At 60.4% G+C, this 25,404-nt stretch carries 23 protein-coding genes; 15 read left to right on the plus strand and 8 right to left on the minus strand.

From position 1 onward, the window contains the following. Window positions 1–382: 382 nt before the first annotated feature. Window positions 383–2,707: a carbamoyltransferase HypF gene (gene hypF / locus JF539_RS18410; RefSeq protein ID WP_207142183.1), complete on the plus strand. Its 2,325-nt coding sequence runs from the start codon at window positions 383–385 to the stop codon at window positions 2,705–2,707. Between the two features lie 135 nt (window positions 2,708–2,842). Here hypF and JF539_RS18415 read toward each other — a convergent pair whose 3' ends face one another. Further along, window positions 2,843–3,781, minus strand: coding sequence for a LysR substrate-binding domain-containing protein (locus tag JF539_RS18415; protein ID WP_207142184.1), 939 nt, complete (start codon window positions 3,779–3,781; stop codon window positions 2,843–2,845). Window positions 3,782–4,040: 259 nt separating this feature from the next. Next, entirely contained in the window at window positions 4,041–4,844 is an 804-nt protein-coding gene (locus JF539_RS18420; protein ID WP_207142185.1) for a creatininase family protein, read from the minus strand. 313 nt (window positions 4,845–5,157) lie between these two features. Here JF539_RS18420 and JF539_RS18425 point away from each other — a divergent pair, with 313 nt between their 5' ends. The 3 genes from JF539_RS18425 (at window position 5,158) to JF539_RS18435 (ending at window position 8,153) form a co-directional block, all read left to right on the plus strand. Next, window positions 5,158–5,964: a putative metalloprotease CJM1_0395 family protein gene (locus tag JF539_RS18425; protein WP_207142186.1), complete on the plus strand. Its 807-nt coding sequence runs from the start codon at window positions 5,158–5,160 to the stop codon at window positions 5,962–5,964. Window positions 5,965–6,158: 194 nt separating this feature from the next. After that, on the plus strand, window positions 6,159–7,319 hold the full coding sequence (locus tag JF539_RS18430; protein WP_207142187.1) for an MFS transporter: 1,161 nt from the start codon (window positions 6,159–6,161) through the stop codon (window positions 7,317–7,319). Between the two features lie 294 nt (window positions 7,320–7,613). Next, on the plus strand, window positions 7,614–8,153 hold the full coding sequence (locus tag JF539_RS18435; RefSeq protein WP_207142188.1) for a MarR family winged helix-turn-helix transcriptional regulator: 540 nt from the start codon (window positions 7,614–7,616) through the stop codon (window positions 8,151–8,153). A 12-nt stretch (window positions 8,154–8,165) separates the two neighbouring features. Here JF539_RS18435 and chrA read toward each other — a convergent pair whose 3' ends face one another. After that, window positions 8,166–9,509: a chromate efflux transporter gene (gene chrA, locus JF539_RS18440; RefSeq protein WP_207142189.1), complete on the minus strand. Its 1,344-nt coding sequence runs from the start codon at window positions 9,507–9,509 to the stop codon at window positions 8,166–8,168. Window positions 9,510–9,760: 251 nt separating this feature from the next. Between chrA and JF539_RS18445 the strand changes: the two genes are divergently transcribed. Next, window positions 9,761–9,994, plus strand: a complete 234-nt coding sequence (locus JF539_RS18445) for a hypothetical protein (protein ID WP_207142190.1) — start codon at window positions 9,761–9,763, stop codon at window positions 9,992–9,994. Here JF539_RS18445 and JF539_RS18450 read toward each other — a convergent pair. Further along, window positions 9,991–10,446, minus strand: coding sequence for a methylated-DNA--[protein]-cysteine S-methyltransferase (locus tag JF539_RS18450; RefSeq protein WP_207142191.1), 456 nt, complete (start codon window positions 10,444–10,446; stop codon window positions 9,991–9,993). The two genes, JF539_RS18445 and JF539_RS18450, sit on opposite strands and share 4 nt — an antisense overlap. A 152-nt stretch (window positions 10,447–10,598) precedes the next feature. On the opposite strand from JF539_RS18450, the gene JF539_RS18455 reads away from it, so the two are divergent. The 4 genes from JF539_RS18455 (at window position 10,599) to JF539_RS18470 (ending at window position 14,204) form a co-directional block, all read left to right on the plus strand. Then, window positions 10,599–11,498, plus strand: a complete 900-nt coding sequence (locus JF539_RS18455) for a DMT family transporter (protein WP_207142192.1) — start codon at window positions 10,599–10,601, stop codon at window positions 11,496–11,498. A 129-nt stretch (window positions 11,499–11,627) separates the two neighbouring features. Continuing rightward, a complete protein-coding gene (locus JF539_RS18460) occupies window positions 11,628–12,272 on the plus strand; it encodes a L,D-transpeptidase family protein (RefSeq protein WP_207142193.1) in 645 nt (214 codons plus the stop codon). Window positions 12,273–12,315: 43 nt separating this feature from the next. Further along, window positions 12,316–12,852, plus strand: a complete 537-nt coding sequence (locus tag JF539_RS18465; RefSeq protein ID WP_209017409.1) for an OmpA family protein — start codon at window positions 12,316–12,318, stop codon at window positions 12,850–12,852. Window positions 12,853–13,118: 266 nt separating this feature from the next. Further along, window positions 13,119–14,204 (plus strand): LacI family DNA-binding transcriptional regulator, encoded by a 1,086-nt coding sequence (locus tag JF539_RS18470; protein WP_207142195.1) that lies wholly within the window; start codon window positions 13,119–13,121, stop codon window positions 14,202–14,204. A gap of 111 nt (window positions 14,205–14,315) precedes the next feature. On the opposite strand, the gene JF539_RS18475 is transcribed toward JF539_RS18470, so the two are convergent. Both JF539_RS18475 and JF539_RS18480 read right to left on the minus strand, forming a co-directional pair. Further along, window positions 14,316–15,953 carry a BCCT family transporter gene (locus JF539_RS18475; RefSeq protein ID WP_207142196.1) on the minus strand — a complete coding sequence of 546 codons (1,638 nt, stop codon included), beginning with the start codon at window positions 15,951–15,953 and terminating at the stop codon, window positions 14,316–14,318. A gap of 30 nt (window positions 15,954–15,983) precedes the next feature. Continuing rightward, window positions 15,984–16,397: a universal stress protein gene (locus tag JF539_RS18480; protein WP_207142197.1), complete on the minus strand. Its 414-nt coding sequence runs from the start codon at window positions 16,395–16,397 to the stop codon at window positions 15,984–15,986. Between the two features lie 325 nt (window positions 16,398–16,722). Here JF539_RS18480 and JF539_RS18485 point away from each other — a divergent pair, with 325 nt between their 5' ends. Beyond that, window positions 16,723–17,136, plus strand: a complete 414-nt coding sequence (locus JF539_RS18485; RefSeq protein ID WP_328809267.1) for a VOC family protein — start codon at window positions 16,723–16,725, stop codon at window positions 17,134–17,136. Window positions 17,137–17,282: 146 nt separating this feature from the next. On the opposite strand, the gene JF539_RS18490 is transcribed toward JF539_RS18485, so the two are convergent. Together JF539_RS18490 and JF539_RS18495 are read right to left on the minus strand one after the other, a co-directional pair. Then, on the minus strand, window positions 17,283–19,463 hold the full coding sequence (locus JF539_RS18490; RefSeq protein ID WP_209017410.1) for a diguanylate cyclase: 2,181 nt from the start codon (window positions 19,461–19,463) through the stop codon (window positions 17,283–17,285). A 143-nt stretch (window positions 19,464–19,606) separates the two neighbouring features. Further along, window positions 19,607–20,791, minus strand: a complete 1,185-nt coding sequence (locus JF539_RS18495) for a pyridoxal phosphate-dependent aminotransferase (RefSeq protein ID WP_207142199.1) — start codon at window positions 20,789–20,791, stop codon at window positions 19,607–19,609. Window positions 20,792–21,026: 235 nt separating this feature from the next. On the opposite strand from JF539_RS18495, the gene JF539_RS18500 reads away from it, so the two are divergent. From JF539_RS18500 to JF539_RS18520, 5 genes are all read left to right on the plus strand, one after another. Then, complete coding sequence (locus JF539_RS18500) at window positions 21,027–22,121, plus strand: CobW family GTP-binding protein (RefSeq protein ID WP_207142200.1); 1,095 nt, start codon at window positions 21,027–21,029, stop codon at window positions 22,119–22,121. 11 nt (window positions 22,122–22,132) lie between these two features. After that, entirely contained in the window at window positions 22,133–23,110 is a 978-nt protein-coding gene (locus tag JF539_RS18505) for a WD40 repeat domain-containing protein (protein ID WP_207142201.1), read from the plus strand. Between the two features lie 45 nt (window positions 23,111–23,155). Beyond that, window positions 23,156–23,656, plus strand: coding sequence for a DUF2937 family protein (locus JF539_RS18510; protein ID WP_207142202.1), 501 nt, complete (start codon window positions 23,156–23,158; stop codon window positions 23,654–23,656). A gap of 182 nt (window positions 23,657–23,838) precedes the next feature. After that, the gene (locus tag JF539_RS18515) at window positions 23,839–24,735 is read left to right on the plus strand and encodes a LysR family transcriptional regulator (protein ID WP_207142203.1); all 897 of its coding nucleotides are present in this window, start codon (window positions 23,839–23,841) and stop codon (window positions 24,733–24,735) included. A 122-nt stretch (window positions 24,736–24,857) separates the two neighbouring features. After that, window positions 24,858–25,397 (plus strand): TetR/AcrR family transcriptional regulator, encoded by a 540-nt coding sequence (locus tag JF539_RS18520; RefSeq protein ID WP_207142204.1) that lies wholly within the window; start codon window positions 24,858–24,860, stop codon window positions 25,395–25,397. The last annotated feature ends 7 nt before the right edge of the window (window positions 25,398–25,404 follow it).

Genomic DNA, 25,404 nt, shown 5'->3' on the forward strand with positions numbered 1-25,404 from the left:
TGACAATGTTTTTTGTTCGTGAGGTCGTTTTGTGGTTGGTTGGCTGGCTGACGGCAGTGAATAGTGATTTTGTCTCGGAGAAATCAGTATTTTTGACACGATTCTAGGCCTGACTTAACGGAATTCTCTGGTTTGAGGTCCTTTCAGAATTATTCTAGTGAGCTGGAATACCTGTCTTCGCGCTGAAACCATTTTCGAATTGCTGTCTGGAAACGGTGCCGTCTGAGCAGCTTGTGGGCCGGAGTGACCGTCTGTCTGCTGATCTGAAACAACCTTTCGTTGATCCGGAAATCTGTAGGCGTCGTTTTCAGGCGCCTCTGCGGTTCGTGTGTTTTTGCAGGCGCGAATACCAAGGCTCAACGATCCTTGCTAATAAGACGGCATGGCAGGAACGCGCGTTCGAATAAAAGGTCTTGTGCAAGGGGTTGGTTTCCGGCCTTTTGTGTGGCGCCTTGCCCTGGAGGAAGGGGTGAAGGGGAGGGTGCTTAACGACGCCGAAGGCGTGCTTGTTCTGACTTGGGGACGGGACGAGGCGATCCGGCGGTTCCTGGAGCGTCTGGAAGCGGAGGCGCCGCCCCTGGCGCGCATCGACAGGGTGTCGATCGAGCCCGCAACCGATTTGCCGGAACCGCACACGGATGCGTTTCGGATCGTCGAAAGCGCTCCGGGTCCGGCGGCGACCGGCATTGTGCCGGACGCCGCGACTTGTCCCCAGTGCCTGAAGGAGGTCTTCGATCCTGCAAGCAGGCGTTACGGCTATGCCTTCACCAATTGCACCCATTGCGGTCCGAGATTTTCAATTGTCCGGGCAATCCCTTACGACCGCGAAAACACGGCCATGGCGTGCTTCCGGATGTGCGAGCAGTGTCAGGCCGAATATGACGCTCCGGAGAACCGGCGATTTCATGCGCAGCCGAATGCCTGTCCGCAGTGCGGGCCGGGTGTCTGGTATGAGGAGAACGGCCGGGCGATCGGCGAGGGCGACCCGATAGAGCAGGCGGCGTTGCGCCTTCGCCAGGGAGAGGTCGTTGCGGTGAAGGGGCTTGGCGGTTTTCATCTCGCCGCAAGCGCATGGTTGCCCGAAGCCGTTCGTCGGTTGCGCGCGCGCAAGAGGCGGCCGGACAAGCCTCTGGCCCTGATGGCACGCGATCTTGAGCAGGCGCGGACATTCTGTGAGTTTGGCGCGCTTGAAGCGTCCCTTCTCGAAAGCTCAGCGGCCCCGGTGGTGCTTTTGAAGCAATTGGCGGATCCGGGTCTTGCCGGAGAAATCGCGCCGGGCCAGGACCGGTACGGGGTGATGCTGCCCTACACGCCCTTGCACCATCTTCTGATGGCGCAGTTGCCGGGGCCCATCGTCCTGACTTCCGGCAACCTGTCCGAAGAACCTCAAGCCATCGACAACATGGACGCCAGAAACCGGCTCGGCGGTATCGCCGACGGCTTTCTGATGCACGACAGGGCGATCGTGAACCGGCTTGACGACAGCGTTGCCGGCATCCGGATAGGCAAACCGGCCGTTTTCCGCCGTGCGCGGGGCTATGCGCCAGCCCCCTTCAGGCTTCACGGGGCCTTTACTGCCGCGCCTCGTATTCTTGCGATGGGAGGCGATCTGAAGGCAGCATTCTGCCTGTTGCGCGACGGCGAGGCGGTAATGTCGCAGCACATGGGCGACCTGGAAAACCGGCGCGCGCTGCGGGACTTTGAAGACAACCTGAGCCTTTACCGCGAGATCCACGATTTCGAACCGGAGCGGATCGCCGTGGACTGTCATCCGGATTACCTGTCGGCGCGGTTGGGCCGAAATCTGGCGGAGGAAACAGGAATCGGGCTGGTCGAAGTGCAGCACCATCATGCCCACCTGGGGGCCTGTCTTGCGGAAGCGCGTGTGGAGCCGGGCGCCGATGAGACGCTCGCAATCGTCCTGGATGGTTCCGGTTACGGACGGGACGGTACCGTCTGGGGGGGCGAGTTGCTGACCGGCGGCTATCGCGGCTTTGAGCGGACAGGACACTTCCTGCCGGTGGCTCTGCCGGGAGGAGGGGCAGCCGTGCGCGAGCCCTGGCGGAACCTGACCGCTCATCTGATCGCCGCCTTCGGGCCGGGTTACCGGTCGAAACTTGCCGGAACCGGGCTTGAGGAATTGCTGTCCGAGAAGAACCTGCCGGTTATGGAGCGGATGATCGAGAAGCGGTTGAATTCGCCCCTGTCGTCGTCGGCGGGGCGGCTGTTCGATGCCGTGGCCGCCGCGCTGGGGGTCTGTTTCGACCGGCAGAGCTACGAAGGCCAAACCGGGGCGGCACTGGAGGCTTTGGCGGGGCCGTATCTGGAACGGGAGAGCGGATATCCGGTCGCGGTTTCGTCTGGCCGACCCGTGGTTCTGTCCTGGGCGCCGTTCTGGGAAGCGTTGCTGAGCGACCTGAAAAAAGGGGTCTGTGCGGGCCGGATATCGGCTCGGGCTCATCTTGGCCTCCTCGATAGCTTGAGCAGTGTCAGCGCGCAATTGGCCGGCGAGCGGGAGGTGAACCGGATCGTTCTGTCGGGTGGCGCGATGCAGAACAGGATACTGGCGGAAGGGCTGCACCGGCGGCTCATCGCATGTGGGTTCAGCGTTCTTGTTCCCCGTGAGTTTCCCGTCAATGATGGCGGTCTTTCCCTCGGCCAGGCGGCTGTGGCGGGTATGCTCTCCTGCCAGGATGGCGATCCATGAATTCGGCCAGGAGGCGACAATCCGGTGACGGAGCGCGAGGAGGTGGGGTTTCCCGCGTTGCGAAATCCTGAAAAGTTCCCGGGATTCAAGCCGCAAACGCCGGTGCCGCAAAACAGGGACAATACGCGCCGTTCGTCAGGTGCCCCGTTTGATCATGGCCGAGCGAATTGTCGCCACTTCGGCGGACAGGAAATCGCAGAAATCCTGCGCCACGATCGAGATCGGCCGGTGCGTGGGCGTCAGAATGGAAAAGCTGCTTTGAATGCGCGGACGGAAAGGCCTGAAGACGATCATCGGCGGCCCCATGCCGAGCCGACTGCTTTCCTGTGCCTCATAGGCTGTGATCATGTCACAGATGAGGGCGCAGAGACCGGCCTTGACGAATTGCAGCCCGGGCTGCGCCGCCTGCAACTCGAAACGCTGATTGAAGCGGGAACCGGCGTCGCGAAAGCGGGACAGGATCTGCTTATGGCTGCGATGCTCGGACTGGAGCAGAGCCAGCGGATAGTCATCCAGGTCTGCGGGGGTGATGGTTTCTTTCGAGGCAAGCGGGTCGGTGGCCGGAAGGGCGCACATGCATTCCATGTCGAAGTCGATCTGATCGAAGGAGTTGCGCGCCCGCGGCGTCTCCGCGAACCCGATATCGAATTGCTGGGCCGCGATAAGCTCTTCGATTTCCGCCGAGGAGCGGCTGGCCAGCGCTACCTTCACGCTGGGCTTGTCTTCCACGAATTGCGACAGGCATTTCGGCAGGAAATCCGTGGATGCTTCCGGAACGCCGGCGACCCGCAACTGCCCGTGTTCCCTGTTCGCCAGTCCGCGCAGGGTTCGCTTGGAGGTTTCCAGCCGTTTGAGAATTGCTTCCGCTTCTTCGAGAAAGAACTCGGCTTCCGGCGTTGGAACAAGCCTTCCCTGTTCCCGCATGAAGAGTTTCAACTCAAGTTCGGTTTCGAGCCCCGCGATGGTGGAGCTTACCGCAGGTTGTGTTCTGCCAAGCGTTCGAGCGGCTTCGGAAATTGAACCGCTGCGCATGACTTCGCGAAACGTCGCCAGTTGTCGAATAGACAGATTCATCGTTTCGCGCAAACCGCTCCCTCAGACTCTGCGTCCAGCACTGTGTATCTTAAACTGGCTAAGGTCAACTACGCGACAAATAAACCAAAAAGATAGTGTGACTTGTGAATTGCGGCTTCTTTAGTTGGCTGTTTTTTCCGATTTCAGGTATTCGAAATACATCTTCTGATGAAACTCTAAGTTGTTTATTTTTTCGATGGGCCGAGCCGCTGGCCGCGGTTACGAGGGAGGCCCGGCCGAATGAGCGGAGGCGCCGGCTTCAAGCGCCCGGGTTCCAGAGACGGTCGAGATCGTAGGCCTCAATGTCCTGCAGCAATTCGATGAAGCCCCTCGCCGCGTGGTCGAGCGATCGCCTGCCTTTTTCGGCGGTTGCCAATGCGGCGTTCCCGAGCGCGCCAGCGGTGTTGAGGTCCTGAGCCTTCCAGCCAAACTGGGCTTTGCCGTGCCCGCGCAGATGCTTGAACTCCTGAAGAAAGCGCTGCTGTTCCGAGCCAAAGTCCGTGGCTGCCTCCATCCGGACAAGGTCCGGGTGCAAGTGAAGCATCAGCGAGGTTTCGATATCGCCACCGTGTATGCCGTAGGTAAATTCCTCTTCCCTGTAGAGCCCTTCCGGTTGACCGAACCGCAGCCAGTTCGTTGCCGTCACGAACATGTCGTGCTTCACCCGCAACTCCCGGGCGACGATATCGAGAACGGGGACGTTGCCGCCATGCGAGTTGATCAGAACCAGTTTGCGAAGTCCGGCACGCGCGACGCTTTCACCGATTTCGAACCAGGCGCGCGTCAACGTGTCCCAGGAAAGGGTCAGTGTGCCGGGAGAGGAAATGTGTTCGTCCGACTTGCCGACGGTCTGGACCGGCAGGAAAGTGACGGGAAGGCCTGTCGGCAGGAGATCCAGGACACGACCGATCTGCCCCTCCGCGATTGCCGTGTCGGTGCTGAGCGGTAGATGGGGGCCGTGCTGTTCGACAGCGGCGACCGGAAGCACCGCGATCCAGTTCTCGCGGTTTGGGTCCTGAAAGTCTTCGGCGGTCATCTCCTGCCAGAAGCGCTTGGGAAGCATGTCATTTCCTGTGTTTTTCCAGCGATGATGTTCGAAGCTTCTTGGCTCAAACGGCGAGCGCATCTGCTTTTGCACAGTCGCGCCGGACAGGCAAGCGGGGCCAGGGGGCAGTTTCGTTCAGCGTGCATCACGAAGAAATGATGCCGTTGGGGAACTCGGTTTAACAATTTGCTGATTTCTTGCGCCGACACTTCCCGTCATGATTGGTACGCTCTTGTCCAATGCACCCGCAAGTCCGACAAAAGTCGGCGCTGCGGCCGGTCTCCCTGTCTCCGGAGCGGAAGATGCTTCTTCCGGCCGGACGGAAGACGTTGTGGCTGGTCTTCCTTCTGAAGAAGAGGCGATACGGACCGGTGGCGTTGCTGTGCTCACGCCGGAGGCCGTGATCGCGCTGCAAAAGACAGAGACCGGGAACGAGACCGGAGCGCGGAGCCAGCCGGACGACGGTGCCGACGCCGGATCGCAGGAGGGGCAGAGCTCCGGGGCGGTGGCGCAAACGCAGGACGACCCCGAAGAGGAGGAGGATGCGGACGGCGACGGTCTCAACGAGGCTGAGGAAAAGCAGGTCGAAAAACTGGCTCAGCGGGACCGGGAGGTGCGGGCCCACGAACAGGCGCATGCGCGCGTCGGCGGGGCCTATGCCAGCGCGCCGTCCTACACCTTCCAGCAGGGCCCCGACGGCAAACGCTACGCGATCGGCGGCGAAGTCCAGATCGACACCGCCAAGGAACGAACTCCGGAGGCGACCGTCCGGAAGATGCAGATCGTCATCCGTGCCGCCACGGCACCGGCCGAACCTTCGTCCCAGGATCTCAAAGTGGCCCAGCAGGCGCGCTCGCAATTGTCCGAGGCCCAGGCGGAACTGCGTCAGCAGAAGGCAGAGGAACTCAACGGGGATGAAGAGGGCGAGGCCGGGGCTCCAGGGTCAGGCGAGGCGGCGGAGGCCGGCGCGGATCAGCAGTCCGAGAACCCAGCCGGCGCGCCGGCCGATGAGAAGGCGGACGCGGGGGCCAGCGAAACGCAGCGCGGCAAAGATGCTGAAAAAGCCGCGGCTGCCTATCAGTCCGCGCTGCAGCGGATCGACGACGCCCAGTCCCTGTTCAACACCCTGGTCTCGTAGAGTTTCCCTTTGTCGCGGATCTTTCTGTCCATACCCTGAAGACCGCCAGGCCGACTTTCCCGGAAATCTTCTTGTGAGTTTGCTCAAGGCATGACACAAGGGCGCTGGCTTTCCAGTTTGGCCAGTTCTTTCAAGCTGGCTCCGAAGCCCCCCTTCTTTCCCGACGAGATCCGTCCTGTCCTCGCGCGTGACGTATGAAAAACACCCGACAAGATCACGCGCCCGCCGCGCGCTGGATTGTATCAGCCGTCTTCTTCATGTGCGGGTCCTTTGTCGGCTTGTGGGCGTCAAGAATTCCGGACATCAAGGCGGCTGCCGGCCTGGACGAAAGCGGTTTCGGAATGCTGCTTCTGGTGATGGCCTGCGGAGCGTTTGCTGCCTTTCCTCTCACGGGAAAGCTGGTTGACCGAAAAGGCGCGGCGCCGGTAACGAAGGTGTTCACGGCCGCGACCGCCGGCAGCTTCCTGTTGATCGGACTGACTCCGTCAACCCCTCTGCTAGCACCGGCTCTTTTCCTTGGCGGATTTTCCTTCGGTGCTCTCGACGTGGCCATGAACGGCTGGGGCTCCGAAATAGAGGCCCGGCTCGGGAGGCCCTTGATGAATTCGTTTCACGGTCTCTTCAGTCTGGGCGCGGGGGCCGCCGCCGCGGCCGGCGGTTTCGCGATCGAGGCTGGTTTGAGCATTCCCGTTCATTTCGGTCTCTGGTTCGCTCTCTCCGTGCCGCTCCTCGCGCGCACCGCCCTTCAGCGCTGGCACAGCGAAATTTCGGCTGCCGGCGAAAAAACCAGGGCCCCGCTGTTCGCGGTGCCCAAAGGCGCTCTGGTGTTCGTGGGCCTTATCGCCCTTGTGGCCGCACTGGGGGAAGGAGCGGTCACCGACTGGGCCGCGCTTTACCAGATCGTCGACCTCGGTTACGCCGGGTCGATCGCGCCGACGGCGTTCACGGTCTTCTCCGTTGCCATGGTCATCATGCGTCTTTCCGGCGACCGGATCATTGCCCGGTTCGGGCCGGTGCCTGTGGCACGGGTGAGCGGTGTCGTCGCGTTTCTCGGTTGCCTTCTGTTCGTCTCCGGTGTGAACATCTGGATCGTCTGGGCGGGGGCCTTCGTGATGGGGCTCGGCTACGCGGTGTTGTTTCCCATCGCCATGTCCAGGGCTGCGAGTGACCCTGTCATGTCGAAGGGCGCGGCCCTCGCTGCCGTTGCGACGCTCGGCTATGGAGCTTTTTTGTTCGGTCCGCCCCTTCTAGGCTTTGTCGGTGACCTGATTTCGCTGCGGGCCTCCTTCCTTGCCGTTGCGCTTCTAACCGTCAGTCTGCCGTTCCTGGCCGGCGCACTCAAAGTGAAGCCGTAACCGCCAAAGTAACGGGAGCCACTTGGTTTGCCGGATGCGCGATAATGTTGCGGCTGCTCAGTTTTTTACGGAAAAAGACCCTGTTTGCGGCGGTGCGGCTTTAGCGTTTGGAAGCCGGTTTTCCGCATGAAACGGCGCTTCTTTTTAGAGGGTAAAGGACAATCGGACTTCGCCCATGCCACCCAAATCCTTCACCCGGTCAGTTGTGTCATTTGACGGTTAAATACTCTGGTTAGGGTGCGCTCGCAGAAGGTGAACGTGATTCGAGTTGATTTGAGCGCAGGTGTCAGGGCTATGGCTTTCAATTACAAGAAGAGTATTACTTTTCGATTGGTTCAGGCCGCCAAGGCGCAGCGGGCGCGCTCCGGCGCCCATCTGATGCGCATCGGTCTGCATCCCGGCCAGGAACTCGTTTTGAAAGTCCTGGCGGATACCGACGGACGCACGATGAGCCAACTGGCGCTGGCGCTTGGCGTGCAGCCGCCAACGGTTACGAAAATGGTCACGCGCTTGTCCAGCCAGGGCTATGTCAGGCGCCAGGTGTCCGACACGGACGGCCGGCTGGCGCGGGTCTATCTGACGGAGACCGGCCGGGAGCTGGTGCTTTCCGTCGACAAGGCCTGGAAACGTCTGGAGCGGGAGGCCATGTCCGGCCTGGACGACAAGGACCGAAAGAAGCTGCGCAAACTGCTGCGCCAGGTGGAAAAGAACCTGTCCATCGCCATTGACGACGATCCGGATCACGAAGACGACCTGGAACCGGAAGCGGACGAGAACGCCGAGGCCGAGGCCAAGGATAAGGCCGACAAGGACAAGGAACTCTCGGCCGCCTGAGCGTTCTTTCAGTCAAAGCATTTTTGCAACAAAACCGAGCGCTGCGGTCGCGATCAGGACCGTGGCCATGCCGCGCCGGGCGGCGAAGACCAGTATTGCCGCCACCAGAGCAATTCCCAAAAGAACCGGATCCAGGCTGAATACATCCGGCCACAGCAGCTGGAACGCTCCGAACGTGAGTGTGTCGGTCTTTGCAAAGAGCACGTGAAGCGCGAACCAGATCGCCAGGTTCAAGACCGTTCCCGCGACGGCGGCCGTGATCGCCGAAAGGGCCCTGGCCAGTTTCGCGTTTCCCCGAAGCTTTTCCATCCACGGTGCACCGGCGAGAATGAACAGAAAACTCGGGGCGAAGGTGACCCAGGTCGTCATGGCTGCCGCAAGCAAAGCACCGGTCAGGGGTTGAAACGGCGCCGGTTCGCGCCACCCACCCAGGAAACCGACAAACTGGGTGACCAGGATCAGGGGGCCAGGCGTCGTCTCGGCAAGGCCGAGGCCGTCGAGCATTTCCCCGGCGCTCAGCCAGGCTTTGCTCTCGACCGCGACCTGGGCCATGTAGCTGAGCAACGCATAAGCGCCGCCGAAACTGACAACGGCCAGGAGCGAGAAGAACTCCGCGATCTCCGCGAAGACATTTCCCGGAGCGAGAAACAGAACCGCGGCCAGGGGAGGCAGGGCCCAGACGGTCACGCCGATGACAAGGGTTCGGGCGGTTGCCGCGAGCGAGGCTTTCTTGCCGGTGGCATCATCCCGCTCATTTCTCAGCGTGCCGGATGCGTCGCCAAAAAACAGGCCGGCGAGCGCTGCGCCGAAAATCACGATCGGGAAGGGAACCGAGAAGAAGAACAGGGCGCAAAACGACAGGCCGCAGATCATACAGGCAAGCTGCGTTGTCAGAGCTTTTTTGCCGATCTTCAAGAGGGCTTGCACAACGATCGCCAGAACGCCCGCCTTCACGCCGTAGAAAATGGAAGCGATGATCGTGGTGTCGCCGTGGGCGGCGTAGACGTAGCTGACAAGCGCCATCGCGAAAGCGCCGGGGAGAATGAACAGGAGACCCGCGACAAGGCCGCCCAGGGCCCGCGCGCTGAGCCAGCCGCAGTAGGTCGCAAGCTGCTGGGCTTCAGGCCCCGGCAGCAGCATGCAGTAGTTGAGCGCATGCAGGAACCGGTCCTCGGTGAGCCATTTCCTGTTCTCGACGAACTCCTGGTGCATCACGGAGATCTGTGCTGCCGGTCCGCCGAACGAAAGCAGACCGACCTTGAGCGACACGCGTGTGACCTCGCCCAGGGAGGGGCGCGGGGAATGCGACGTACCGTCCTGACGGACTGTTTCCGATGGGGGGGAAGGTGCCTGCATGGACGGACCGCATCTGTGGACGTGCTCGTTTCCTACGTGGTCTTCGTGAAAGCCGCAAGACAGTCAGGTGAGCGGCAGCCAGTGCCGCTGGTCAATTGGATCTGAAGTTCGCTGCCGACTTTGCGGTGGACATCAGACGCAACTGGATCCTACCCGCCGGTCCGAACATTACAAATCGCTCATTTGAAATCGTCCGGCTCGAAAACCACCTCATTGCATCATGTTCCAGAGTGAGGCGATTGAGGCAGCAGATGAAAGTCCGCACGATCAATGAAGACCGAGGCGCGCGCAAGGCAGCCGACCTGCGCCGGCGTTTTCGCGAGGTTTCCAGTGCGTCCGTGAAGCGTTCGCAATTCGGCCTGCGGTCCCTTCCGCAAATGCGTGGCTGGCAGGAGACCGGGTCACGTCAATCGCGCCTGAATGACTTTCTCATCTGGTCCGCGCTCGGCGCCGCGATGGTGGTCGCCGGGTTCGTCATCTTCTAAACGAGAAACGGATATCCGCCCTCGAGTTTCAAAAGGGCTATTTTCGTATCGAGCCCTCCGGCTCCGGAATAGCCGCCGAGACCGTTGGCCGACAGGATGCGGTGACACGGGATGACGATCGGGATCGGATTGGCGCCGCACGCCTGGCCGATCGGTTGTCCATAGGTGTTCAGGTCTTTTGCCAGGTCGCCGTAGGTTCTGGTCTCGCCATAGGGAATGTCCAGCATCGCCTGGAATACGGCCTGATGCAGCGCGCCGCCTTTCGGGCGCAACGGCAGATCGAAAGTAAGCAAGCTTCCCTCCAGATAAGCCTTGAGCTGATCGCAGGCCTCCTCAAGCAGGGGCGTTTTGTCTTGGCTCCCGGCCTCATTCCAGTGTATTCGGGTAATCGCGCCGTCCGTTTCCTCGATGGACAGGCGTCCCAGCCATGTCTCAATTCCTGCAACTGGCATGTCGTCCCCGTCTGTCCGGCCCGCGTTTCGCTCAGGATCGTGGGCTCTCGAAATGTCCTTTCTTCCGGTGCCGGAGCATTGTGGAGAAGGAGCATTGCCGGAATTGAGTCGCGATCCGTGACGGACCGATTGTAACCAAAAGGCCTTTTAACATGGTGCAAGAAACTCAGGGACAGCCGGCCCGCGCGCAGACAGCGGCACCCCTAGCCGGGATCGCCCTTATTGCCATGGCCAGCCTGAGTTTCTCGGCGCTCGATACCACGGTCAAGTATCTCTCCGCGGATCTGCCGACCCTGCAGATCGTGTGGATGCGCTTCGTCAGCCATGTGGTGATCGCGGGCCTTTTGTTCCAGGTCTGGAAAAAGCCGTCGCTGCTCAAGACCCGGCGGCCGGTTCTCCAGATCGTGCGCGCGTTCTGCCTGCTTGGGACCACCGTGTGCAATTTCGTGGCCCTGCGCTACCTGCAACTTGCCGAAACGACCGCGATCATGTTTGCGGCTCCGTTTGTGATCACCGCGCTGGCGGGCCCCTTTCTCGGCGAGTGGGCCGGTTTGCGGAGGTGGATCGCGATCATTATCGGGTTCATCGGCGTTTTGGTCGTGACCCGTCCTGGCCTTGGCGGCATGCACTGGGCCGCGTTCTTTTCCGTCGGAGCAATGCTTTTTTACGCGTTTTATTCGCTTCTCACGCGTCAGTTGACCGCGACGGACGGGTCGGCCGGCATGCTGATCATCTCCGGCATCGTCGCCGCAGTGGCAATGGCGCCGGCGGGACTGTCCGTCTGGGAAACCCCGCCGGACCTGTGGACCTGGGGGCTGTTGCTGACGACCGGAGCCTTCGGCGGCGGCGGGCATTTCCTGTTCATCTTGGCGCACAGGATTGCTCCAGCGCCCGTTCTGGCGCCCTTCATGTACATGCAGATCGTGTGGATGATCGCCCTCGGCTATCTGGTCTTCCTGGACATTCCCACCGCGACGACCCTCATCGGAGCGGCGATCGTCGTATCCTCAGGCCTCTACATCCTTTACCGCGAACGGGTTCGTGGACTTTGAATTCAAACAAGGCCTTGCGGCGGGTGCCGGCATTCACGAAGGTTGACGGGATCGCGGAATTCCCGGTTTAATACGGTCTGACAAGGAAGCGTGAGACACTCACGGACACCAGCCTGTAGGGGGTATAGGATGGAAGTCGACCGCAGAACTTTTCTGGGAGGGGCGGCCGCCGTTGCCGGAACGCTTGCGATGCCGTGCATCGCGCGCGCCAACACCGCGGCGAATGCCTACTTCAACGGGTATCAGGACGACAACGGGTTTCGCTACCGGCGCACCAACTTCAACCGCATTCACAAGGGCTGGCAGCGCCAGATGGTGAAATACTTCAGCCCGGAACCGCCCGGAACCGTGGTTGTCGATACGAAGCATCACTTCCTTTACTGGATCTGGGAAAACAACACCGCTCTCAGATACGGCGTCGGTGTCGGCAGGGAGGGGTTCAAGTGGTATGGCCGCGCGCGCATCGACCGAAAGGCGCTTTGGCCGCGCTGGGTTCCGCCACCGGAAATGCTCCAGCGCCAGCCGGACCTGCCGCGACTGGTAGAAGGCGGGGCCGCCAACAATCCTCTGGGGCCGCGCGCGTTGTATCTTTATCGCGACGGCCGCGATCTCGGATACAGGCTGCACGGAACCCTGGAGCCCTGGAGCATCGGCAGCGACGTGTCGAGCGGCTGTATCCGGATGTTCCCGGAAGACATTATCGATCTGTACCAACGCTGCCCGAAAGGAACGGCTGTTTTGGTGCTTGAACACCTGGGAGCGGATGCCGGTTGAAGGCGGCGCTCCAAATTTCAGACGCAGCGGGTTGGGGGACTCCTTGAACAATTGGTTGGGCTCGAAGGGCCGAGGCATTGCGATTGCCGTCTTGTGCGGGACTGCACTGGCGTCCTGTAACAGCGCAGGCAGCCTGTCGTCGCCGGATATCACAAACGCACCGGCGGCCGGTTTCGCCAGTATCAAGAGTGGTTCCGAGGAGGAATTCATCATCAATGTCGGCCGGCGGATCTATTTCTCGGAAGGATCCGCGACGGTGAGCGACGAAGCGATGATGACGATCCGGAATCAGGCAACCTGGCTCAAGACCAACAGGAAATGGCTGGTGAAGGTGCAGGGGCACGCCGACGATCCGGGCAGCGAGGCGGCGCAGAAAACGCTGTCCACGCAACGGGCGAACGCGGTTATGGCGGAACTGGTCAAGCTCGGGGTTCCACAGAAGCGCATGTGGGTCAAAGGCTATGGCGTCGAACGTCCCGTGACCGACTGCGACAAACTGACCTGCCAGGCGCAAAACCGCCGTGTCGTCGTCAATCTGCGCGAGGAATTCGACGAGTCGGCACCGCAGTACAAGAAATAGTCGCCATGAAAACCTGGCTGCTGGCGGAGGTTTCGCATTCGCGCGGAAAGGTTTTCTTTTCCCGGGAGAGGTCCGGCACTTGTCGTCGCGTGTCCGCTGCAATGCGACGGTCTTCCCTGCCTTCGGAGCGAGAGATGGCTTTTCTGCCGTCAAATGGTCCCAATCCGGAGGCAAAGGGTCGCCGGTCGGTTTATTGCCTGTTTACCAGGGCAAAGGAGGGCTATAACGGTCCCGAGCAAGCGCGCCGCGGTGAATGAGAACAATGAATGTCTGAAGACAACGGACCCACGTCCCCTGAACTTCCTGCAAAACCCGGTAAACGGCTGACGCTCGGACATATCGCCGATCAACTCGGCATTTCCACTGCGACCGTTTCCCTGGCATTGCGGGACAGTCCGCTGGTTGCGGAGGAAACGCGGGCGAAAGTCAAGCAGACGGCTCAGGAGATCGGTTACATCTATAACCGGTCGGCGGCGTCGCTCAGGACCGCGCGCAGCCAGATTGTCGGTGTGGCGGTTCACGACATCCAGAACCCCTATTTCGCCGAAGTCTTTTCCGCTCTCGAAGATGTTCTGGAAGAGCAGGGGCAGATGATCTTCATCTGCAATCACCGCGACGACGTGAAGAGGCAACGGGCCTTCGTCAACACGCTTCTGCAGCACAGGGCCGACGGCCTGATCCTCTGCCCATCGGTTGGAACCTCCGCGGAAGAGATCAACCGGTTGGTGGGGCAGGGTATCCCGGTGACCCTCGTCGCGCGCGAAGTTCCGGGCGTCTGGGCGCCCTGTGTGCGCGGGGACGACACTGCGGGAACCTATCAGATTACCCGGCACTTGATCGAACAGGGCCACAGAAGAATCGCCATGGCCGGGGGGCGGCGGGAAAGCTCCACGGGCCGGCAGCGCAACGCCGGCTGGCGCAAGGCATTGGATGAGGTTGGCATCGATCCCGGCGAACAGATCGATCTGCCGGAACTCATGACGCAGGCCGACGGCCGCGCCGCCGTCGCGAAAATCCTTCAGGAGGAGAACCGGCCGACGGCGATTGTCGGGTTCAACGACCTGGTCGCCTTCGGGATGATGACGACCTTGCGCCGGATGGGGGTCGAGCCCGGGCCCGACATGGCGATTACCGGCTACGACGACATCGACGGTGCCGATGCGAGGACCCCGGCGCTGACGACGGTATCCAACCAGCCGGACAAGATCGGACGGCTGGCAGCACTGACACTGCTCAGGCAGATCGCCGGCGAACGGGTTCCCAATACACCCATCGTCATCGAACCGCGCTTGCAGGTTCGGGAAAGTTCTCCGCCACCTGGGGTGCGGCTCGCGCCAAGGCTGGCCGAGTAGCGGTTCCGACTGGACGTCAAACGCGTCCGGCCGGACAAACTGCGGACCGGCAGCGGGAGGTTCGGCAGCGGTCGGACGGGCGGCGGAGCCGCCCGCTTTTTCTGCTCTTTCCTATCTCGGCTCGTCCCGCAAGCCCTTGATGATGGCGTAGCAGGCCATCAGAAGGACGATGGTGAAGGGGAAGCCGGTCGACACCGCCATCGCCTGGAGCGCCCCAAGTCCTCCGCCCAGCAACAGCGCGATGGCGACGAGGCCTTCGAATGTGCACCAGAAGACACGCTGGGAGACGGGTGCGTCGACCTTGCCGCCAGCCGTAATCGTGTCGATCACCAGCGATCCGGAGTCGGAGGAGGTGACGAAGAAGACGATCACCAGAACGATCCCGATGAACGATGTGATCGACGCCATGGGCAGATCCGCCAGCATGCCGAACAGGGACAGTTCCGGACTGTAGCTCGCGATCACATACTCATGCACCTGGCTTGCCTCGTTGGTGAGCACCTGTTCGATCGCGGTGCCGCCGAAGGCCGTCATCCACATGACGGAGACAATCGACGGAATGATCAGCACGCAGATCACGAACTCGCGAACCGTGCGCCCGCGGCTGACCCTGGCGATAAACATGCCGACAAAGGGCGACCAGGAGATCCACCAGGCCCAGTAGAAGGAGGTCCAGCCCTGGCGGAAGCCGTCGTCCTCCCTGCCGAAGGGCATGGAGAGGGGGATGATTTCCCGGGCATAGGACCAGATGTTCGCGCCGAAATCGGAGACCAGTGTACCGGTGGGGCCCGCTATAATGACAAAGAGCAGCAGCAGCGCGGCAATCAGCATATTGACTTCGGAGAGCACCTTCACGCCGCCGTCCAGACCGCGCAACACGGAAATCAGGGCAACGGCGGTGATACCGATGATCAGAACAACCTGTGCGGTGGTGCTGATGGGAATTCCGAACACGAAGTCGAGGCCGGCATTGGCCTGCTGGGCACCGAAGCCAAGCGACGTTGCAAGCCCGAAGAGCGTTGCGAACACGGCCAGGATATCGATGATATGGCCCGGCCAGCCCCAGGTCCGTTCACCGAAAATCGGGTAAAAGACTGACCGCATCGTCAAGGGCAGGCCCTTGTTGAAGGAAAACAGCGCCAGCGCGAGGGCAACAACCGCGTAGATCGCCCAGGGATGCAGCCCCCAGTGAAAAATCGTTGCGGCCATGCCCATGGCCTTGGCGGCCGCGACGTTTTCTTCAATCAGGTTTCCGTCGCCGTCAAAGGGCGAAGGGACGCCCAGGGGCGACGAAAACGCCATGTGATAAACGGGTTCCAGAACTCCGAAGAACATCAGGCCGATGCCCATGCCGGCGGCGAAGAGCATCGCGAACCAGCCGAAGTAGCTGTAGTCGGGTTCGGCGTCCTTGCCGCCGATGCGGACACTCCCCAATGGCGTGACGATCAGCGCCAGGCAGACAATCACGAAGATGTTGCCGGAGATGATGAAGAACCAGTCGAGATTGGACGTCAGCCATTTGCGCAGGGTGTCGAAGACCGGTCCGACGTCGTTTTGAAACGCCATGGTCAGAAAGGTGAACAGGGCAATGGTGAGACCCGAGACCATGAAAACGGGGTTGTGAATGTCCAGATTGAACGGCCCCAGCCTGGTTTCGATGTTGTCCTGTCCGATTTCGTATTCGGTGTCGATGACGTTGGCGGGCCCTTCCGGATCCGGAATGCCCTGATTGGCAGCGTTGTCGCTCATGGAGCCTTCCTTGTGGTTCTAGGCTTCGAATTATCTGACGAGGAAAACGGACACATCCGCATGCGATGCGACCCTGCCGCCGTTGGACGGCCAGAAATGATCGGTGGCATTGGGGATGTGTGTCGCCATGACGACGAGGTCCGCGCCGGTTTCCTGAATGGCCCGCAGCAGCGCATCCTCCAGATCGATTGTCGGATCGTGCGAGAACACGGCGTGGCCGGTTGCCTGAATGCCGTGTTTTCCAGCCTGGGTCTCCGCGTATGCGGCAAGCTTCGACCGGAATTCGTCCGGGTTATGCGCCAGACCGCTCGGCGCCGCCGTTGTCACAGCGGCAAAGACAACCGGAATATCGCCCTGTTTCGCGAGATATGCTCCCGTGAAAACAGCCCTTTCCAGGTTGTCCGCATGCTTCAGGTCGATCGGAATCAGTATTTTGTTGAACAAACATCCCTCCCGTCTGGTTCCGGCAAGAACAGCCAGAGTTCCTGCCTCAAGGGCGAGTAGGGGAGAGATAAGCCTGATTTGCGATTGTTCTTTTTGGGTAGCCCCGCTCCACTCCACGCCAACCCAGCGTAGTGTGACGTATAACCGCAGCGCCGTCAAAGACCGTCAGTTGCACGCTTTGAGGCGACATAAACCTGTTTTTCCGCAGGGTCATGGTCAATGATGTTGGGTGACCGGGCCGGGATCATCCATTCGGGAAGTGTTGCCGATAACCGGGAGAAACCCTGCACGCCAGGGCTTCCGACGATTTGGATGAACCGGGTTCGTGGTTTTCTGGCTGGAGGGTTCAAGTATGTTCGACCACCTCGGAATCATTGTCAGGGACGCCGAAAGCGCGGCGGCGTTCTACGCGGCGGCGCTTATGCCATTGGGCCTGCCCATCATCCAGCGTCATCCGAACGGAGCTTTCATTGTCGGAGAGCAAAGTGGAGATCGGTTCCTCTATGTCGGACCGGATGCGCCCGGCTTCTGGAATGAAGACCACAAATCTTCGCGTAGCCCGATACACATATGCTTCAGTGCTCCGTCGCGGGAGGCTGTCGACACATTCTATGAAGCGGCGCTTGCCAACGGAGGAAAGGGAAACGGCGAACCGGGCGACCGGGAAAGGGGGTATTACGCCGCATATGTGCTCGATCCTGACGGGAACAACATCGAAGCGGTGTACAAGTCTGCCTGATCGAGACGGGGGCGGGCGAGCTGAAGGGTTTGTTTGGGTTTCGACACGGGAGCGCCGCCATGCGGGGGCAGGGTGGAAAAGCGGCAACCGGCTGCTTGAGTGCAGCCTTGAAGTCTTTTGCGGGCGGATTGTCCGGAAGCTGACTTTTACGGTTCCGTGCCGTAGGCCGGGGCCTGCTCCAGAGGAGCTTCGCTATAGGGAACGCACTTGTTCCTGCCAGAAGCCTTGGCTTCGTAGAGAGCGGCGTCCGCTTTTTGCATCAGGCCCGAGAACTCGATGTCGTCGCGGCCGGCCGTGGCGAGGCCCATGCTGCAGGTGATCGTGCGCTCGACCACATCGACCTGGCAGTCTCTGACGACCCGCTCGCGCAGCCGCTCGCAGGCGATCATGGCATCGTCGACGCTGGTGTCGCTCAGGATCATGCAGAATTCCTCGCCGCCGATGCGGCCGAAGACGTCCACCGCCCTGAGGGCGTTTTTCACCGTGCTTGCGAACAGTTTCAGGACTTCGTCGCCAACGGCATGACCGTACATGTCATTGATGTCCTTGAACTTGTCCAGGTCCATCATGACGGCCGTAAAGGGCTGCTTCGTCCGGCGGAAGCGTTGAACTTCCTTGGAAGCGGCCTCGAAAAACGCGCGGCGGTTCAGGACCTGAGTGAGATCGTCGATATTCGCGACCTTTTCCAGGTTGATCTTGGCATCCATCAGAGCCTGATGGTCCCGCTGACGGGCGATTTCGTGACCGACCCAATCGGCGAACTGGCGGACGATCTGGATATCGGCCGGCGTGAAGTCCCGCTTGCGCGCGTTCGGGTCGGTGAAATTTATGGTGCCGTGTCTTGCCCCGTCCACGAGCAACGGCGCGCCGATATAGCTTTCCAGCGCGAAGATCTCATAACAGGGATGTTGCGCGAAATTGGAGTTCGCGGCGTCGGTGGTGGCGATTGGCTCATCCGCGTCAAGCGTCAGCGCGCAGTAGGTGTCCATCAGCGGAAAGCCGGTGCCCGGAACGAGTTCCCCGTTGGGGCTGTGGGCGTGGGTGATGGTGTAGTTGTCTTCGAAGACGTGACTGATGATGCCGAAACTCAGGTCGAAGTGCTCGCAACCGAGCCGCAGGATCTCACGGATCTTGTCTTCGTGTCCGAGTTCACGGGTCGAGGTGATGGCATAAAGTTCGGAGAGTGTCCGCTCCGTTTTCTTCCGGTCGGTGACGTCGGTGCCGAGAACGACAAAGCCGTCGACCTCTCCCCTGTCGTTGAAGCGGGGATTGCAGTCGACGCGGCACTCGCGGGCGATGCCGTCGGGAAAGTGGAAGCAGGTCTCCAGAACCGCTTTTCGGCCCGAACGGGCTTCTTGAAAGACTGTCCGGATGATTTCACGTTCCTTCCAGGGCAAGCGCTCCCGCAGGCGGGTGCCGATAAGCTCTTCGCTGGTGCCCCTGAACCATTCGCAAGCGGTCTTGTTCGCATAGACACAGGTTCCCGACAGGTCGACCTCCGTCACGCAGGCGGAAATGCTGTCCGCCATAAGGAACAGGTTCTTGTAGGCCGTCTCGGCCTGTGCCTGTGCGTTTTTCAGCTCCGTGATATCGACACGGATTCCGGCTATGGCGCCGCTGCCGGTGCGGGTTTCGGTGATCCTCAGCCAGCGACCGTCTTGGAGGTTCTGTTCAATGACGCTGCCATCGGCCTGCCGGTGCCATTCGAGGCGCTGGCCCAGCCATTCTTCCTCGCTCAGTTCCCCGGTGTCGTATTGTTGCCGGTTAAGGCCAAATCGAAGAATGTCCTCAAACCGGTTCCCGGGAAAAATCGCGGGCGCGGAATGGGCGTAGATTTCGCGGTAGTTGTCGTTGCAGATGACCAGCCGGTCTTCCTTGTCATAAAGGGCAAAGCCGTCCGAAACGGCATCCAGCGCATCTTCCAGCGTCAGCGCGATGTCGCTGAGCTTGTTTTCAAGCGCGATCCGGTCGCTCAGATCGCGGGCGATGAACAGGAACCCGGTGAGCACCTGGCTGGTATCATACAAAGGCGCGCTGACGACTTCGACCGACTTGATCGTTCCGTCGCCGAGAACCAACTCGATTGGACACGCCTTGTGGCGCTCCTGATCGGACGATTTCGAGTAGAGCTTGCCGATGTCGTCATACTGGGATTGCTTGGCAAAAAAACGCCGGGTTTTTGATCCGACAAGTTCTGCGCGTTTCAACCGCAGGAGATTTTCCATGGCCTTGTTGGCAAAGACAATGACCCGGTTGGGATCGGTGACCAGAATGCTGTCTCTCAGGTCTCCAAAAGACGTTTCAAGGTCCAGCATGATGCTTGCCACCAACTTCTCCCCCGGCTGCGAGCTAATTTGTTATTCCCGATATAAAAAACAGAAAAGATTTAACAAAAAAAGTATGGGGGAGCTTAATTGTTAAATCTACTATTGCGTAAATTGGCAGAAATAAATTCGACAATGTCATTACTTTAAGTTTTTAGTGAATTAAAATTTAGAAAATTTTTTATGCGATCCAGCGCAGCCAGGATGTTTTCTGAAGAGTTGGCGTAAGACAATCTGATGTATCCTTCACCCATCGTGCCGAAATCCGGCCCGCCGATCGTGGCCACGCCTTCTTCTTCCAGAAGCGCGGATGCAAGGTCCTTGGCCTTCCATCCGGTGCTCCTGATATTCGGATAGGCATAAAAAGCGCCGCGAGGCGTCTTGCAGGACAGGCCTTCGATCGCGTTGAGACCGTCGACGATGAGCCTTCGGCGGCCGTCGAATTCCGCGACCATGTCCCGCACGGCATCCTGCGGTCCGTTGAGCGCGGCCAGTCCGCCAAACTGCGCCGGGGCGTTGACGCAGGACCATGCATTGACCGCGAGCTTGCGCGCCTTGTCGAACAATGTGTCCGGCCACACCGAATAGCCCATGCGCCAGCCGGTCATGGCATAGGTCTTCGACCAGCCGTCGAGCAGGATAAGCCGGTCGCGCAGGTCTTCGAACTCCAGAAGCGACACATGCTCCGTGCCGTCGTAGGTCATCTGTGAATAGATTTCGTCCGACAGGATGGCGACATGCGGTAAGGCCTCCAGGCCGGCGGCGAGTTTTTCGATCTCGGCGCGCGGCGTGACACCGCCAGTCGGGTTGGCCGGAGAATTCAGGATCAGAAGGCGCGTCCTGTCAGAAACCAGAGAGAGCGTTTCCTCCGCGGAGAAGGCAAAATCGTTCTCTTCGCGGATTGGAACCGGCACCGGCCGGGCCCCGGTGAACTCGATCATCGACCGGTAAATAGGAAATCCCGGATCCGGATAGAGGATTTCCGCGCCGGGTTCTCCGAACATCAGGATTGCCATGAACATGGTGACCTTGCCGCCGGGCACGATCAGAACGTTTCCGGGGTCGGTTTCGACACGGTAGCGCTTGTGCAGGTCGGAGCTGACCGCTTCGCGCAAGGGGGCGATGCCGGTCGCCGGCGTGTAGCCGTGGTGGCCGTCCCTCAGCGCCTTGACGGCAGCCTCGACGATGTGGTCCGGGGTTTTGAAATCGGGCTGGCCGATGCCGAGATTGATGACGTCGCGGCCCGATTGTGCAAGCTCGGTCGCCCGGGCCAGCACGGCAAAGGCGTTTTCTTCCCCGATGCGATCAAAACCGTCGATTGTCTTCAGCATGCTGTCCTCCCGTGTTCGCTTCCGGCGCGAACCAATTACCGGCTTTTTACGGCGTGCGTCAGGCCTTGGAAAGGCGCAAACGGCCAGGAAGCGTCTCGCTGGAAACAAATAGGTTTCGTTGCCCAGGGAAAATAAACGCAGGCCCTCCCATTGCGCGGTCGATATGCTTATATTTCCGCGCACATGGCCCGCCGATCTGCGGGCGGATCTCAAACGAACGCCAGGATTTAGCGCAATGACCGCGGCCCAGGATGCACCGGCTCAAATTCCCGTCACCGTTCTCACGGGCTATCTCGGAGCCGGCAAGACCACTCTCCTCAACAGGATACTGACCGAAAATCACGGCCAGCGCTATGCCGTGATCGTCAACGAGTTCGGCGAAGTCGGTATCGACAACGACCTGCTGGTGGAATCCGACGAAGAAATATTCGAGATGAACAACGGCTGCATCTGCTGCACGGTGCGGGGAGACCTGATTCGTACGGTGCAGAACCTGATGAAGCGCAGGAACGCGTTCGATGCCATCATCGTCGAAACGACCGGCGTCGCCGACCCGGCTCCGGTCGCGCAGACCTTCTTCATGGATGACGACGTCCGGGCCAAGGCAAGGCTCGATGCCGTCGTCGCGGTCGTCGATGCGCGGCATGTTCTCAAACGCCTGGAAGACACGGAAGAGGCGGAAGACCAGGTTGCCTTTGCCGACGTGATCCTGATCAACAAGACCGACCTCGTGTCGGAACAGCAACTTGCCGAGGTCGAGGCGCGCATCCGCTCTATCAACCCCTACGCGGTCCTCCACCGGAGCGAACGCTGCGGGATCGATATTGCCAAGGTGCTCGACCGCGGCGCGTTCGACCTCGACCGGATCCTGTCTCTCGATCCGCATTTTCTGCAGCATGGCCATCATGCCGACGAGTGCGGACCCGATTGCGATCATGACCATGACCACCATCACCACGGCCACGATCACGATCATGAATGCGGTCCCGACTGCGACCATGATCACCATCATCATCACCACCACGACGATCCGCATTCAGTGAAGAGCATTTCGTTGAAGGCGGGCGACCTCGACCCGAACATGTTTTTTCCCTGGATCAATCAGATCACCCAGGTGCAGGGACCGAACATCTTGAGGATGAAAGGCATCCTTGCCTTCAAGGGTGATCCTCAGAGATATGTGATCCAGGGCGTTCACATGATCGTCGAGGGCGATCATCAGCGGGACTGGAAAGAAGACGAGCCGCGCGAGAGCCGCCTGGTGTTCATCGGCCGGGACCTGAACTGGGATGTCCTGAGAGACAGTTTTCAGGCCTGCGCGGCCGAATAAGGACCATCGTTTTGCCGACAATTGCGCCTGTGGATGTGGACGGTTTCGTCGTCCGTGCCGGTTTTTTGAAGGATTGCGTCTTTTTCGCCTCCGGCGAGGGAGACATCGTGTTTTCAGGTCAGGGCGAGCGGACGGAGCGGCCTCACAAAGCCGGTCTTCTCGCGGCCGAGCCGGTACGCGACGGTGCGGGCCTGATTACTTCGGGAGATGACGGCCGCGTTTTTCTGAGCGACGGCGACGGCTCATGCGAATGTCTCGCGGAGCGACCGCGCAAGTGGATCGATCTGGTCGCGGCCGGCCCGTCCGGGGCTATTGCCTTCGCGAGTGGAAGGACCGCTTGGGTGCGGTTTCCCGACGGACGAGAGAAGGAATTTTCGAACGACACTGCCGTCGGCGGGCTCGCTTTTGCCCCGAAGGGCATGCGTCTCGCGGTTTCGCACTACGACGGTGCGACGCTTTATTGGGCGGGGACCGACGGGGCTCCGGTGAAACTGACCTGGAAGGGCGCGCATCTGGGTGTGAGTTTTTCGCCGGACGGCAAGTATCTCGTCACAGCCATGCAGGAAAACGCTCTCCATGGATGGCGGCTGTCTGACGGGCAGGACATGCGGATGACGGGATATCCCGGCAAGGTGAAGTCCTTCAGCTGGTCGGCAAAAGGCCGGTATCTGGCGACGTCCGGAGCGAATGCCGCGATCCTCTGGCCGTTCTTCGGCAAGACCGGACCGATGGGACAGTCTCCGTTGCAACTCGGTGCGCGGGGCGACGCTCTGGTCACCGCCGTTGCCTGTCATCCGGTCGAGGATGTCGCCGCTGTCGGGTATCAGGACGGCATGATCATGATGTGCCGGTTCGAGGATAACGCGGAAGTCCTGTTGCGCCGTCCCGGCAACGGTCCGGTCAGTTCCCTGGACTGGGACGGAGACGGCACCCGGTTGGCCTTCGGCACGGAGGCCGGCGAGGCGGGGATCGTCAGTCTGCAAGACTGAACGGGTTACGTTTTTTTTAAGTCTGCATCCTGTCGGGAGACGGTTTTGGTTCGGATCTTGATGCTGGTTGTCATGCTGCTCAGTGGAACGGCGACATCGCAATTGCCGGAGTTCTCGCAGCAGTACCGGCAGCGGCTCGGTGGCGCCATCGACGCCCTGGAGGAGATCCTCGCCGACTTCCGCCGGGACGCCGAGCAATTCGGTTTGACCGTGCAGCAAGCTATCCAGCGTCAAAGAAGTTCTCCCGATCCGTTCGTCAGGGCACGCGGCAACAGTATGGCAGTTGCGGAAACCCGCCTGGACCGGCTGAAGCGCCAGCAGCGGGATCTGGCGGCCGCGGGACCGGTTCAGCGGATGGTGATTTTCGCGCAGGGCTTCGATGCCAGGCTTGCCCGGGCAACGGCGGACGATTTCGAACCGGCGATTCCGGTGACCTTGACGGGATTTGCCAGTGCCGGGGTGGGCGGGCTTGCCGGTTTTTTGCTGGTCAGGCTTCTTGTCGGTTTGGCGCGGTTCGGCGGCCGGCGGAGGCCGGTGCGCGATTGAGCGTTCTCATGCGGAAATGGTGCTGCCGGTGATCTTGTGACCGATACTCGGCACAGGACGGGTGGCGCAACACCGCCGATGGGCTGCTTTCCAAAATCAAATCGTGCAAACTTGTCGCGCAATGTTATGGGTCCTCACCCTAGGCAATCAAATTTTGTTGGACCCCTTGGAAAGGAAACCGGATGGATTCAATTACACGGATGCGCTGTTTCCTTCAGGTCGTCGATTCAAACGGGTTTTCCGCCGCGGCCCGGGAGATGGGGCGGTCAAAAGCTCTGGTGTCGAAATATGTGGGTGAGCTCGAGGATGAACTCGGTGTGCGCTTGCTCAACCGAACGACGCGTCAGGTGTCGCTGACGGAGGTCGGGGAAGCCTATTACAAAGAGGCGGCCGAAATTCTTCAGCGCATCGACGATCTGCAGACCTCGGTCCAGTCGACACATCGGGAAGCGCGTGGACGGCTGAGGGTCTCGGCCCCCAGGTCCATGGGCGACGACATGCTGAACCGGGCGATGATGCAGTTCCTTGTCGAGCATCCGGACATCAATCTGGACCTGCGCCTTGAGGACAGGTTCGTCGATCTGGTCGAAGAAGGGTTCGATGTGGCCGTCCGCGTGGCACAGCTGGAGGATTCCAGTCTGATCGCGCGCAAGATTGCTCCGTTTCGGACTGTCGTCTGTGCGACGCCGCAGACGATAGAGACCTTTGGTGCGCCAAAGGTTCCGGGCGACCTTTCGTCTCTCCCCTGCCTGATCGACACGAATTACCGGTTCAGGCAAAACTGGAACTTTCAGCAAAACGGCGAGCGCCTTTCCGTGTCGGTGAAGGGACCGCTGGAGGTTAACAGCGCCGCGGCCGGGCGCGATGCGGCGCTGTGCCATCTGGGGTTCTTGAGGACGCCGCTGTTCTTCGTCGTCGACGACGTGAAAAAGGGAACGCTCAAGATTCTCCTGGAGGACTATGAGGAGCCTATGCGCGGAATATATGCCGTTTACCCGCACAGACGGCATTTGAGCACAAAGGTTCGCGTTTTCGTCGACTTCCTGGCCGAGTGGTTTGCCCGGCAGCCGAATTCCTAAGGAAAATTACGTATACATTACTTCTTGATTGCAGTTTCGTTGCTTTGCAAATGCTTCCGTGTATTTGTAATTTTCAATTTGGCTTTCTTGAATTTTTTGTGTCTCAGGGCCATTATCTTTCCATGGACAGTACCCAAAGGCAAATTGCGGCCAGTCTGGAACAGGTTTTCTGGAACAGAGGTTTTGCCGAACCCAGCGTGCCCGAACTGCGAGCGGGCGCGGGTATCAGCATGCGGACGCTTTACCGGTATTTTCCATCCAGGGAGGCCATGATCCTCGGTGCCCTGGAATATCGTCATCAGCGATACATCACCTATGTCCGCGAAGGGGTCTCGGGCCCGGGGCTCGAAGCGGCCGAACAATTGTTCGACAAGCTCGGCGGCTGGATGCGCATGACAAAGGGCAAGGAATGCTTTTTCCGGCAGGCGCTCGCCGCCAATCCGGACAGCGGGGAAATCGAGGCCACCGTCAAGCGCCACAAGGGTGAGCTGCTCGCCTTTTTCGGTGAATTGAGCGGCCAGGAGAACTTTGCCTCGACGCTCTATATGCTCCATGAAGGCGTTACTGCCTGTTACGCCGAAATGGGCGAGACGGCTGTCGAGGACGCCAAGCGCCTCGTCCGGCAGATGTTCAAGGCCGTGAACCGACAACAGTATTGCTGAGCAGGCG

It is taken from the genome of Roseibium aggregatum (assembly GCF_017309185.1).
GTDB classification, from domain to species: Bacteria; Pseudomonadota; Alphaproteobacteria; order Rhizobiales; family Stappiaceae; genus Roseibium; species Roseibium aggregatum_B.